General features: G+C 53.3%; 13 protein-coding genes. 9 read left to right on the top strand and 4 right to left on the bottom strand.

Translation table 11 applies throughout. The features are described 5' to 3' along the window. The first annotated feature begins 2 nt into the window (after nucleotides 1–2). The 4 genes from IMQ48_RS07190 to IMQ48_RS07205 are packed head-to-tail and all read left to right on the top strand — an operon-like array spanning nucleotide 3 to nucleotide 4,335. Entirely contained in the window at nucleotides 3–1,208 is a 1,206-nt protein-coding gene (locus IMQ48_RS07190) for an acetyl-CoA C-acetyltransferase (protein ID WP_196208474.1), read from the top strand. After that, the gene (locus IMQ48_RS07195) at nucleotides 1,198–2,121 is read left to right on the top strand and encodes a 3-hydroxyacyl-CoA dehydrogenase family protein (protein ID WP_196208475.1); all 924 of its coding nucleotides are present in this window, start codon (nucleotides 1,198–1,200) and stop codon (nucleotides 2,119–2,121) included. Before IMQ48_RS07190 ends, IMQ48_RS07195 begins: the two co-directional genes overlap by 11 nt. 40 nt (nucleotides 2,122–2,161) lie before the next feature. Then, nucleotides 2,162–3,553, top strand: a complete 1,392-nt coding sequence (locus IMQ48_RS07200) for a GntP family permease (protein ID WP_196208476.1) — start codon at nucleotides 2,162–2,164, stop codon at nucleotides 3,551–3,553. 11 nt (nucleotides 3,554–3,564) lie between these two features. Continuing rightward, complete coding sequence (locus IMQ48_RS07205) at nucleotides 3,565–4,335, top strand: 3-hydroxybutyrate dehydrogenase (RefSeq protein WP_196208477.1); 771 nt, start codon at nucleotides 3,565–3,567, stop codon at nucleotides 4,333–4,335. Between the two features lie 42 nt (nucleotides 4,336–4,377). Here IMQ48_RS07205 and IMQ48_RS07210 read toward each other — a convergent pair whose 3' ends face one another. Continuing rightward, the gene (locus IMQ48_RS07210; protein WP_196208478.1) at nucleotides 4,378–4,809 is read right to left on the bottom strand and encodes an OsmC family protein; all 432 of its coding nucleotides are present in this window, start codon (nucleotides 4,807–4,809) and stop codon (nucleotides 4,378–4,380) included. Nucleotides 4,810–5,037: 228 nt separating this feature from the next. Here IMQ48_RS07210 and sra point away from each other — a divergent pair, with 228 nt between their 5' ends. Next, a complete protein-coding gene (gene sra, locus IMQ48_RS07215; RefSeq protein WP_181619429.1) occupies nucleotides 5,038–5,178 on the top strand; it encodes a stationary-phase-induced ribosome-associated protein in 141 nt (46 codons plus the stop codon). A 179-nt stretch (nucleotides 5,179–5,357) separates the two neighbouring features. Beyond that, a complete protein-coding gene (gene maeA / locus IMQ48_RS07220; protein ID WP_196208479.1) occupies nucleotides 5,358–7,055 on the top strand; it encodes a malate dehydrogenase in 1,698 nt (565 codons plus the stop codon). A gap of 194 nt (nucleotides 7,056–7,249) precedes the next feature. Here the strand turns inward: maeA and IMQ48_RS07225 are convergent, their stop codons facing one another. Then, nucleotides 7,250–8,152, bottom strand: a complete 903-nt coding sequence (locus IMQ48_RS07225; RefSeq protein WP_196208480.1) for an endonuclease/exonuclease/phosphatase family protein — start codon at nucleotides 8,150–8,152, stop codon at nucleotides 7,250–7,252. Nucleotides 8,153–8,617: 465 nt separating this feature from the next. Here IMQ48_RS07225 and IMQ48_RS07230 point away from each other — a divergent pair, with 465 nt between their 5' ends. The 3 genes from IMQ48_RS07230 (at nucleotide 8,618) to IMQ48_RS07240 (ending at nucleotide 11,083) form a co-directional block, all read left to right on the top strand. Beyond that, nucleotides 8,618–10,333, top strand: a complete 1,716-nt coding sequence (locus tag IMQ48_RS07230; protein WP_196208481.1) for an ABC-F family ATP-binding cassette domain-containing protein — start codon at nucleotides 8,618–8,620, stop codon at nucleotides 10,331–10,333. Between the two features lie 187 nt (nucleotides 10,334–10,520). Continuing rightward, nucleotides 10,521–10,799, top strand: a complete 279-nt coding sequence (locus tag IMQ48_RS07235; protein WP_196208569.1) for a type II toxin-antitoxin system RelE/ParE family toxin — start codon at nucleotides 10,521–10,523, stop codon at nucleotides 10,797–10,799. Then, on the top strand, nucleotides 10,799–11,083 hold the full coding sequence (locus IMQ48_RS07240) for a HigA family addiction module antitoxin (RefSeq protein WP_196208482.1): 285 nt from the start codon (nucleotides 10,799–10,801) through the stop codon (nucleotides 11,081–11,083). The genes IMQ48_RS07235 and IMQ48_RS07240 overlap by 1 nt, the downstream gene beginning before the upstream one ends. A 103-nt stretch (nucleotides 11,084–11,186) precedes the next feature. Here IMQ48_RS07240 and fdnI read toward each other — a convergent pair whose 3' ends face one another. Both fdnI and fdnH read right to left on the bottom strand, forming a co-directional pair. Next, a complete protein-coding gene (fdnI, locus tag IMQ48_RS07245; RefSeq protein WP_096757031.1) occupies nucleotides 11,187–11,843 on the bottom strand; it encodes a formate dehydrogenase-N subunit gamma in 657 nt (218 codons plus the stop codon). After that, nucleotides 11,836–12,720 carry a formate dehydrogenase N subunit beta gene (gene fdnH, locus IMQ48_RS07250; RefSeq protein WP_115258486.1) on the bottom strand — a complete coding sequence of 295 codons (885 nt, stop codon included), beginning with the start codon at nucleotides 12,718–12,720 and terminating at the stop codon, nucleotides 11,836–11,838. The genes fdnI and fdnH overlap by 8 nt, the downstream gene beginning before the upstream one ends. Nucleotides 12,721–12,733 lie beyond the last annotated feature (13 nt).

The following is a 12,733-nucleotide window of genomic DNA, read 5'->3' on the forward strand; positions in this document are numbered from 1 at the left end:
CCATGATGGATGTTGTTATTGTTGCGGCAACGCGCACGCCAATTGGCAGTTTTCATGGTGCCCTTGCCCCGCTCTCTGCCGTTGAGTTAGGGACAACGGTTATCCGTGCCCTGCTGGAAAAGACCGGCGTTGTGCCAGAACAAATAGACGAAGTGATCCTGGGCCAGGTCCTGACGACCGGCTGTGGTCAGAATCCGGCCAGACAGACCGCAATTCGTGCCGGTTTGCCGGTAACTACCCCGGCGATAACCCTCAATTTACTGTGCGGCTCGGGGCTAAAAGCGGTCCATCATGCGGTACAGGCCATTCGCTGCGGTGATGCGGACATCGTGATTGCCGGCGGCCAGGAAAGCATGAGCAATGCGCCCTATTTTCTCGACGGCGCGCGCGCAGGATTACGTCTGGGGCATACCAGCCTGAAGGACAGCGTGGTACATGACGGGCTGTGGGATGCGTTCAACGACTACCATATGGGCATTACCGCCGAGAATCTGGCGGATAAATTTGCCATCAGCCGCGAGCAACAGGATGCCTTCGCCCTGCACTCCCAGCAAAAAGCGGCCGCCGCCCTCGAAGCCGGTCGGTTTAACGCAGAAATCACCCCGGTTAGCGTCCCGCAAGGGAAAAAAGCACCGCGCGTGGTGGAGCGTGATGAGCAACCTCGCCCGGAGACTCAGGCAGAAAAACTGGCGCAGTTGAAACCGGCATTTCGTCCTGGCAACGGCACGGTGACGGCGGGCAATGCGTCTTCCCTAAACGACGGCGCGGCGGCGGTAATGGTAATGAGTGCCGCTAAAGCCGCTGAATTAAACCTTCCGGTACTGGCAAAAATCACCGGCTACGCTGTCTCGGGCGTCGATCCGGCCATTATGGGGATCGGCCCGGTAGACGCCTCGCTGAAGTGCCTGAAGCGTGCGGGCTGGACGCTGGATGAGATTGATTTGATTGAAGCCAACGAAGCTTTTGCCGCCCAGGCGCTGGCGGTCGGCGAATCGCTGAACTGGGACAGCAGCAAGGTTAACGTAAACGGTGGGGCAATTGCGCTCGGTCACCCTATCGGAACCTCAGGCTGCCGCATTCTGGTCACCCTGCTACATGAAATGGCGCGGCGCAACGTCGCCAAAGGTCTGGCGACGCTGTGCGTCGGTGGTGGCCATGGCGTGGCGCTGACGGTGGAACGTCCAACAGGAGCACACTATGCAGACTAATCACATTAGCGTCCTGGGGGCCGGGCTAATGGGCGTTGGTATCGCCACCCACTTTGCCCGTTTTGGTCATCCTATCTGGCTGTTTGATACCGACAGCAACCGCATTGCCGAGATAACGGCTGTTGCCAGTAGCATTCTGGACGAGCTGATCGCCACCGACCAGTTTGCCGCCGCAGAAAAAGCCCCCGTTCTCGCGCGACTGCACAGCACAACCTCTCTGGCGGATATCGCCGCGTCAGGATTATTGATTGAAGCGATCCCGGAACGGCTAGAGCTGAAGCACGCGCTGTACGCACAGCTGGAAGCCGTTATCTCACCGGAAGCGATTATCGCCAGCAACACCAGCGGCCTGCCGCCAGATGCGCTGGCGGAAAAGCTCGCGCACCCGGAGCGGTTGCTGATCGCACATTTCTGGAACCCACCGCATTTTATTCCACTGGTCGAAATCGTGCCGGGCACGGCGACCAGGCCTGAATATCTCAGTGATTTGCAGCAATTGCTGGTCGCGATGCAGCTTGAGGCGGTGGTGCTCGATCGCGCCGCGCCGGGCTTTGTCGGCAACCGCCTGCAGTTTGCCCTGCTGCGTGAAGCGCTGCATATCGTCAAAAGCGGTATTGCCAGCGCCGAGGTGGTGGACCAGGTGATGCGTGCTTCGCTGGGTCGCCGCTACGCGATGGTTGGCCCGCTGGAAGCGGCGGACATGACCGGACTTGCAACCGTGCAGGATATTTGTCGACATCTGCTTCCAACACTTGCCACCGGCAGCGACATGATGTCGCTGGTCGCTGACAAGGTTGCTCGCGGTGAAACCGGTTTACGCAGCGGTCAGGGGTTCTATCACTGGGATGATTCGCGCAAGGAATACATCCAGCAACGCCGGGAACATCAGCTGCGCTTTGCCCTGAAACCATAATGTCACTTTCTGCACCCAACTATAATAATAAGGAGTCAAGATGAGTGTATTAATCGCCCTGGCCGCGCTGGGCCTGCTGATGCTGGCAGCCTATCGCGGATACAGCGTCATCCTGTTTGCCCCCATCGCGGCATTAGGTGCTGTTTTGCTGACTGAACCCAGCGCCGTCGGCCCTGCCTTTACCGGCTTGTTTATGGAAAAAATGGTCGGTTTTGTGAAGCTGTACTTCCCGGTGTTCTTACTGGGCGCGGTGTTTGGCAAGTTAATCGAATTATCCGGTTTTTCCCGTTCAATCGTCGCCGCCGCCATCAATATTCTCGGTCGGCGACACGCCATTCCTGTCATCGTACTGGTGTGTGCGCTGCTGACTTACGGCGGTGTTTCGTTGTTCGTGGTGGCGTTTGCGGTGTATCCGTTTGCCGCTGAGCTGTTTCGTCAAAGCAACATTCCTAAGCGACTGATCCCGGCAACTGTGGCGCTGGGCGCCTTCTCTTTCACCATGGATGCGCTGCCCGGTACACCGCAGATCCAGAACATTATCCCGACCAGCTTCTTTGGCACCAACGCCTGGGCCGCGCCCTGGCTGGGGTTGATAGGCTCGCTGTTTATTATCTTTGTCGGCCTGATTTACCTTGAGCGTCAGCGCCGCAAAGCGCAGGCAAAGAACGAAGGCTATGGCACTGAACTGCTTAATGAACCGGAAACGCCGGATAACATTAACCTGCCAAACCCGATTATTGCGATCTCGCCGCTGATTCTGGTCGGTGTGTTTAACCTGTTGTTCACCCGCTGGATCCCGGTATTTTATGGTTCGACGCATCAACTTGAACTGCCGGGTCTTGCCAAACCGATTACCACTGAAGTCGGCAAAATTACCGCTATCTGGGCGGTGGAAGCCGCGCTGATTGCCGGGATCCTGCTGGTCGTGATTTTTGGTTTTCGTAATATCAAAGGTCGCCTGGCGGAAGGCAGCCGAACGGCGGTGGGAGGTGCGATCCTCGCGGCAATGAATACCGCCTCAGAATACGGTTTTGGCGCCGTGATCGCCGCGTTGCCGGGCTTTCTGGTACTGTCAAAAGCGCTGGCGGCTATTCCGGACCCGCTGCTCAATGAAGCCATCAGCATCACCACTTTGGCCGGGATCACCGGTTCAGCATCCGGCGGGATGAGTATTGCGCTCGCGGCAATGTCCGACACCTTTATCGCCGCCGCCCATGCCGCTAACATCCCGTTGGAAGTCTTTCACCGCGTGGCCTCTATGGCCAGTGGTGGCATGGATACTCTGCCGCATAACGGGGCGGTTATCACGTTGCTGGCCATCACCGGTCTCAGCCACCGTCAGGCATATGGCGGGATCTTCGCCATCACCGTGATCAAAAGTCTGGCCGTTCTGTTTGTGATCGGCGTCTTCTACACCACTGGAATTGTTTAAGGAGAATCATCATGAACTTAACGGGAAAAGTGGCCCTGGTTACCGGCTCTACCAGCGGTATTGGATTAGGTATTGCGCAGGTGCTGGCGAAAGCCGGCGCCACCCTTATTCTCAACGGCTTTGGTGATGCTGAGGCGGCAAAAGATGCCGTGGCGAAGTATGGCAAAACACCGGGGTATCACGGGGCGGATCTCAGCGATGCAGCGCAAATTACCGAGATGATGCGCTACGCCGACAGCGAGTTCGGCGGTGTGGATATTCTGGTCAACAACGCCGGGATCCAGCATGTTTCACCGCTGGAGACGTTCCCGGTCGATAAATGGAATGCGATCATCGCGATTAACCTGTCCTCCGTTTTTCACACCACCCGTCTGGCGCTGCCCGGTATGCGTCAACGCAACTGGGGGCGGATCATTAATATTGCCTCCGTGCATGGGCTGGTGGCGTCAAAAGAAAAATCGGCCTATGTCGCGGCCAAACACGGCGTGGTAGGGTTAACCAAGACCACGGCACTGGAAACAGCGCAGACCGGCATAACCTGTAATGCGCTGTGTCCCGGTTGGGTACTGACGCCGCTGGTACAACAGCAGATCGACAAGCGCATTGCCGAGGGCACGGCGCCGGATGTCGCGCGCGAAGCTCTGCTCGCGGAGAAGCAACCGTCACGCGAGTTTGTTACCCCGGAGCAACTGGGAGAGCTGGCGCTATTTTTATGTTCAGACGGTGCGGCGCAGGTGCGCGGAGTGGCGTGGAATATGGACGGCGGTTGGGTGGCGCAGTAAATGATATCAGCCGGATGCGCTCTCGCATCCGGCACACCATCGTTAAGACTTCAGCTGGTAATCCAGCGTAATTTCCGCGTTCAGAACCTGTGATACCGGACATCCGGCTTTCGCTTTCTGGATAATTCCGTCGAAGGTTGCGGCATCAATGCCGGGTACAGAAACTTCACTGTGCAGCGCCACTTTGGTAATAGCAAAACCTGCATCTACCTTATCCAGAGAAACATCGGCAATGGTATCAATGGCGTCAGGCGTGAAGCCCGCCTCACCCAGCATTAACGAAAGCGCCATCGAGAAACAGGCCGCATGAGCCGCGCCAATCAACTCTTCAGGATTGGTGCCTTTCGCCCCTTCAAATCGCGTATTAAACCCATACGGTTGCTGGTTCAGCACGCCACTTTCGGTCGACACGGTCCCTTTACCGCGTTTAATGTCGCCTTCCCAGTGTGCCTGACCTTTCTTATGGATAGTCATTACCGCTCTCCTGTGTTGTCGTTGGAGTAACAAGTATAGGACGCTGAGGGAAACGTATGACACATATTGGATAGTTCTGTATTAAATGCTTAAGCATTGACCTTTCAGATGAAATGACCGACCATCCAGAAAGCCGTTATTTAAGACATCGGCTGTTAATCAGGTTGTATTTCGTCCGCACTTACGCGGGCTCGCCCTTGAAACCAGTAACAGGATTAAGGAGTTAGAATGAAATCGAACCGTCAGGCCCGTCATATTCTTGGACTGGACCACAAAATCTCCAATCAACGTAAAGCCGTGACCGAAGGCGACAAAACCAGCGTGGTCAACAATCCTACCGGAAGAAAACGTCGCGCTGACGCTAAGTAGTTCTCCGCACGTCATACCGAATAATGATGATAAACACCATTGCAACCGCAGTGGTGTTTTTGCTTATAAAACCCCTTAACCCATTCACAATGCTTTATACTTCGGCCGTTTCCCTGGCGGAAGGCAACCTACGATCATAAACAGTGCCAGGGAGGGTTATTCAAAAAAGAGTGAGTGACATGGAAAACGAAACTAAAACACTGCGTTCCCTTTACATCCCTTACGCTGGCCCGGTACTGCTGGAATTTCCCTTATTGAACAAAGGGAGTGCTTTCAGTGTGGAAGAACGCCGTAACTTCAACCTGCTGGGGTTACTGCCGGAAGTGGTCGAGACGATTGAAGAGCAGGCCGAACGCGCCTGGATCCAATATCAGGGATTCAAAACGGAAATCGACAAACATATCTACCTGCGCAACATTCAGGATACCAACGAAACCCTGTTTTACCGACTGGTGCAAAATCATCTTGATGAGATGATGCCGGTTATCTATACCCCGACGGTGGGTGCCGCCTGTGAGCGTTTCTCTGAGATTTATCGTCGCGCGCGCGGCGTGTTCATCTCCTATCAGAACCGCCATAACATGGACGATATCCTGCAAAACGTCCCGAATCACAATATCAAAGTTATCGTCGTGACCGACGGTGAACGTATTCTGGGTCTTGGCGACCAGGGGATCGGCGGGATGGGTATTCCTATCGGCAAACTGTCGCTGTACACCGCCTGTGGTGGCATCAGCCCGGCCTACACCCTGCCGGTGGTGCTGGATGTTGGTACCAACAACCAGCAGTTGCTGAACGATCCTCTGTATATGGGCTGGCGTAATCCGCGCATCACCGACGATGAGTACTACGAATTTGTTGATGAGTTCATCCAGGCGGTGAAACATCGCTGGCCAGAAGTTCTGCTGCAGTTTGAAGACTTTGCGCAGAAAAACGCCATGCCGTTGCTAACCCGCTATCGTGATGAAATTTGCTCGTTTAATGACGACATTCAGGGCACGGCGGCGGTTACCGTCGGGACGCTGATTGCAGCCAGCCGCGCGGCGGGCAGCCAGTTGAGCGAACAAAATATTGTCTTCCTTGGCGCAGGCTCCGCCGGTTGCGGGATTGCCGAGCAGATCATCGCACAGATCCAGCGTGAAGGATTAAGTGAAGAAGCCGCCCGTCAGCGTGTGTTTATGGTTGACCGCTTTGGCCTGTTAACCGACAAAATGCCTAACCTGCTCTCGTTCCAGACCAAACTGGTGCAAAAACGCGAAAACCTGCAGCACTGGGATACGAAAGAAGATGTGCTGTCTCTGCTCGACGTGGTTCGCAACGTGAAGCCGGACATTCTGATCGGTGTCTCCGGTCAAACGGGTCTGTTTACCGAAGAAATTATTCGTGAGATGCACAAGCACTGTCCGCGTCCAATCGTCATGCCGCTGTCTAACCCGACGTCGCGCGTGGAAGCCACGCCGCAGGATATTATTGCCTGGACCGAAGGCAATGCGCTGGTGGCCACCGGTAGCCCGTTTGCTCCGGTCGCCTGGAAAGATAAAATTTACCCGATTGCCCAGTGTAACAACGCCTATATCTTCCCGGGTATCGGCCTTGGCGTAATCGCTTCTGGCGCCAAGCGCATCACCGATGAAATGCTGATGTCGGCCAGCGAAACGCTGGCGCAGTATTCACCGCTGGTGCTGAATGGTGAAGGGCTGGTGTTACCGGAACTGAAGGATATTCAGACCGTTTCCCGCGCCATTGCCTTTGCCGTCGGTAAAATGGCCCAGCAGCAAGGTATGGCGGTGAAAACGTCTGCCGAAGCCCTGCAGCAGGCGATTGACGAGAATTTCTGGCAAGCAGAATATCGCGACTACCGTCGTACCTCTATCTGACGGTTTACCCGGCGGCGCCCTGCCGCCGGGTCATTTTAATCGTCGCTGAACAAAACGGTTTTATATATACCCGTCATACTTCAAGTTGATTATGTGTTGGCTACGCTCGCTCACCCCAGTCACATAGTTATCTATGCTCCAGGGGAATCACTCCCTTGCCGCCTTTAAGCAACTCGAATTATTTAGGGTATAGATCATTGCTCTGAAAGTTCAAGCTCCGCAATAATCGGTAAGTGGTCACTTGCCGTGGACCAGGTAAACTCTGGTGAATTATGCGGGACATCTAATTTTGAGACGTTCCACTTTTGACCTTTGAATGTAAAAATATGGTCTATGTCAATTGCAGGGTTTACGGCGGGCCAGCTACGAGTATCGGTTTTTTCTTTCGCCACTTCATTGAAAAAATAACGTATTTCTTTAATGGGCTGTTCATCGCTGGTCGAATTAAAATCGCCCGCGAGGATCTTAATAGAGGAAGCGATGTCTTTGAAATCAGACGTTGCGTCACCAATGCTGAGATCTAACAGATAACGGGCTTGCTCAGTGCGCATGGTTGGATCTTTTTGCCAGTCGAGATGAGTCACCATAATAATAGGTGCTGAATCAAATCCCGGCACGTCAACCTGTGCCAGCAACACCACGCGTTGCTCGGCATTACCTGACGGTAATTTTACTACCTGTGAATGCAGTATTTTATATTTAGAAAGAAGTCCTAAGCCGTACTCCCCACCATCAAAATCAATGGCTTTGCCAAAGGCGTAATACAGTTTATTAGCATCCGCGATTCTTTTGAGTTGATCAATCTTTTGACTACGATTTGTCTTATTATCCACCTCCGGGACAGCAATAATATCGGCATCAATTTTTTTAATGGCTGAATTAAGTGCAGTAAAATCCGAAACATCAGCAGAGGCTTCGTTTTTACCAATGTTATAGGTCGCTATCTTTAAATGAGGTTTATTCTGCGAGTATATTTTGTCTGGAACTCCGCCTTTTTGAACGGCAAGTATCTCATTACCAGAAAGTTTTTCACTTGCTTGTGCATTTGCTAAAAGACAACCTAGAGCAATCATAGTAAATGTAATTGTTTTTCTCATGTCATCTAATTCCTCAATGAAATAAATAATGGTTAGAAGATACTGAAGAAATTTGAGCGTTATCGTGATCCTTAACTCAAACTTTCAATGTGAGGAAAATTAACTTTCAGGAGGCGCGGGTCCTATCATTGCAACAGACCACTCTGCCCTTGTGTTTGAATTTCAGCGTGCAAACTGCCGCCGGGTGTTCAACACTTGCGCAATTCAGCGACTTGCGATTACACTTTCACCATCGATTAACATTCGGGAAAAATAAAAGGAGGATACTTATGCTGTACTGTGAACGTTTGATCGTTTCACATGCTTTTGGCGATCGCCAGTGCTCAAGCGTTATCGGTATCGTGCTGCGATAACTTCTGCTTGAGCGAAGCTAACTTCTAAACCCCCTTCTCTCGGGCTTACCGGGTTATCGTCAGCGATGTTTGACGAGGCGTTCTTACGCCTGTAACTCTTGAGTAAGCAACAATGAGCACATTACTAACCGCACAATCCTTACACGTTGATACGGCATTTGGCACGCTATTCGACGATCTCACTTTTACCCTGAAAAAAGGCGACCGCATTGGGCTTATCGGCTACAACGGCTGCGGCAAAAGCACGCTGTTAAAACTGCTGGATGGCACGATTTCTCCCACCAGCGGATCCATTGCCCAGGCACATTACTGTCACCTCGCACGCGTAGAACAGCATTTGCCGGATGAAATCCTGCCGCTAACACTCCAGGAAGCTGTACTGGCACAACTTCCCGAGCATGAACGCGCGGGTCAGCAATGGCGGGTTGAGTCATTACTCGCAGAAATGGGCTTTACGCCGGAGAATTTGCACCTCACCGCACAAACGCTGAGCGGCGGCCAGCACACCCGCCTGCTGCTGGCCCGCGCGCTGATGCGCAACCCCGACCTGCTGCTGCTGGATGAACCGGGTAACCATCTGGATTTACCCACATTGCTGTGGCTGGAGCAGTTTTTGCAGCGCTGGTCCGGCAGTTTTGTGGTGGTGTCTCACGATCCACAATTGCTGGATGCAGTGACGCACGGAACGTGGATCCTCCGAGATCATTCCCTGCACGCGTTCGATCTCCCCTGTAGCGCAGCGCGTCAGGCGTTGGTGGACAGAGATGCCAGCGATGCCCTGCGCCATAAGGCTGAACAAAAGGAAATTGATCGCGTTACTGCCAGCGCCAAACGTCTGGCCACCTGGGGACGGGTCTACGACAACGAAGATTTATCCCGTAAGGCCAAACAGATGGAAAAACAGGTGCAGCGCCTGAAGGATGACCAGACGGATGTCACCGCCGGAAGTCAGTGGTCACTAACATTGCACGGCGATGCCCTGCGTGCCGATCGCCTGCTGGAAATGACGGACCTCCCCGTCTCTCCGGCAGCAGATGCGGCAACGCTGTTTTCCATTGCCGGTATTCGCATCAAAAGCGGCGATCGCGTGGCGATTGTCGGGCGTAACGGCTGTGGAAAATCGTCGCTATTAAAGCTTATCTGGCAGCAATATCAGACGCAAATGACCTCGACATCGCTGGTGCTGCACCCGCGGGTGACGCTGGAGTATTACGACCAGTCGCTCAACCAGCTTGCGGATGATGATTCGTTGTTTGAGGCTCTCGAACCGTTTGCCCCACAGCCGGATGTGCGCAAAATGGCGCTAATTAGCGCGGGTTTCCCGTGGATCCGCCACGCACAACGGGTCAGCACCTTAAGCGGTGGCGAGCGTTCGCGCCTGCTGTTTATCGGACTGACGCTGGCGCGCTATAGCCTGTTGATGCTCGATGAGCCGACCAACCATCTGGATATGGAAGGCAAAGAAGCGCTGGCGCACACGCTGCAACACTTCAGCGGCGGCGTGCTGCTGGTCAGTCATGACCGTCAGCTTATCAGCCAAAGCTGCAACCGCTTCTGGTTTATCGACGAGGGTGAGCTTAGTGAATGGCACGATCTGGAAGCGATTAACGCCTGCATTCAGGAAACCGCCGATGAGCTAACGGTGAGCAAAACGGTGGCAGAGGTTGTTCCTGATCCCCATCCTCATAGCGACGAAATACTGGAGAAACTGCTTGAGCTGGAGCAGCGACTGAATGATGACCTGGCGCGCAAAACCAAACATCAAAAGCCGCACCTGCAGGCGCAGTGGCGTAAGGAGATTGAGGATCTAAATTCACGACTGGAGTAAAACGGTTGCCGGATGGCGGCATTATGCTGCTGTCTGGCGAATCTTGCGTGCTGCTTTCCATTTATCCTCCTGCCCGCTTTTCCTTTTAACGTACTCGCTGCACACTCTGACAAAATTCGGTAATGAGTGTTGCGTTCAGCGGAACATTCATGATAGTGTTCCTTTTGAGGGAACAAGGATGGTATGGATGATCATGAACTTCAGACACAAAGGATTGCGCGACTTGTTTCTTCATGGGCGAACATCAGGCGTGACGACGAAGCATGTCCGGCGATTGCGGCACCGACTTGCCGTTATTGATGCAGCGAGCCATGTAACAGATATCAATATGCCCGGTTATAAACTGCATGCGTTAACGGGCGATCGCGACGGCGTTTGGTCGATTTCTGTTTCAGGCAACTGGCGTATTACGTTTGAGTTCGTCAATGGCGATGCATACATACTGGATTACGAGGACTATCATTGATGAAAATGGCTAATCATCCCCGTCCGGGGGATATTATTCAGGAAGCGCTGGATGAGTTAAACGTCAGTCTGCGCGAATTTGCCAGAGCAATGGAGATTGCCCCCTCAACTGCGAGTCGACTGTTAACGGGCAAGGCAGCATTAACCCCGGAAATGGCGATCAAACTTTCAGTGGTGATCGGCAGTTCCCCCGAAATGTGGTTGAATCTGCAGAATACCTGGAGTCTGGCAGAAGCGCAAAAAAGCGTCGATATCTCACGTCTGCGCAAACTGGCAGCACAGTAACGGTATTGTAGGCTGAATAAGCTTGCGCTATCCGGCAGGTCTTAATGGACAAAAAAATGGCGCTACACCGGTAGCGCCATTTCATCAGCAGAACATCAATGGGTTATTGTAACCCTTGCTCGTTCTCTTTTTTCGCCTCGGCTTTTTCGACTTCGCGATACCAGCGTGGGTGATGCTTTTTCGCCCAGCGGCGGCTAACCTTCCCTTCGACCATGCCTTTAATCGATCCTTTCACCCAAAATGCCATGTACATATGGATGAGGATAGCGTGCATCAAAATAATGCCTGCCGCAGCGTGGATCAGCAGGCTGTAACGTACAACCTGCATTGGGAAGAACTGCGCAAAGTACGGACGCCAGATAATCACCCCGGTAATCAACAGCACAAAAATCATGCTCATGATCGACCAGAACATCATTTTTTGTCCGGCGTTATACTTACCGACGTCCGCCACCTTGTGTTCATTGCCCTTCAGCACTTCCACAATGTTTTTCAGCCACGGAATATCTTTCTTATCCGGGATGTTGTGGTGCACAAAGCGCACAAACATGAACATCAGCGCGACGAAAATCAGCAGACCGAAGAACGGGTGCAAAATGCGGCCCATCTGCGGTGTACCGAAGGTCTGCGTCAGCCATTGCAGCGTCGGGAAGAAAAACGAAATCCCCGACAGCGACACCAGAAAGAAGCAGATCACCACCGTCCAGTGACAGGCGCGGTCGATAAACTTCGTGCGCACAATCATTTTCGACTTACTCATGATGATCCTCCTCGTCGTCGTCCACTTCCTTGTTCGGGCCAATACCGATGTAGTGATAAATCAACCCGGCGAAGGTGGCGATAAATCCGGCGGCGGCCAGCGGTTTCAGCGCCCCTTTCCACAGATTGATAGAGGTATCTATCTGCGGATCTTTTGGCAAACCGTGGTACAACTCCGGCTGGTTGGCGTGATGCAGGACGTACATAACGTGCGTACCACCCACACCCTGCGGGTTGTAGACACCGGCATGTTCGTAGCCGCGCGATTTCAGTTTTTCAACGCGCTGTTCGGCCATTTCCAGCATCTCTTGCTTGGTACCGAAATGTATCGCCCCGGTCGGACACGTTTTCACGCAGGCAGGTTCCTGCCCGACGCTGACGCGATCCACACACAGCGTACATTTATACACGCGGTTATCCTCTTTATTGAGGCGCGGAATATTAAATGGACACCCGGCAATACAGTAACCGCAGCCAATGCAATGCTCTGACTGGAAATCGACAATCCCGTTGGCGTACTGAATGATTGCCCCGGCAGACGGGCACGCCTTCAGGCAGCCAGGATCTTCACAGTGCATACAGCCGTCTTTACGAATTAGCCATTCCAGCTTGCCATTCTGTTCGGTTTCGGTAAAACGCATCACCGTCCAGGATTTAGCGCTGAGATCGGCAGGGTTGTCGTACACCCCGACACAATGGCCGACTTCATCACGGATATCGTTCCACTCTGAACATGCCACCTGACAGGCTTTACAGCCTATACAGGTGGATACGTCGATTAGCTTCGCGACTTCTGCTTTGTAATCACGTGCCTGAGGAGGCGGCGTGATGGAGTTGGTAGCGGACCTTTTGATGATGTCCTGCGTTTCCATAGACATATGATCGCCTCCC

The organism is Citrobacter sp. Res13-Sevr-PEB04-36 (assembly GCF_015672735.1).
GTDB lineage: Bacteria > Pseudomonadota > Gammaproteobacteria > Enterobacterales > Enterobacteriaceae > Citrobacter.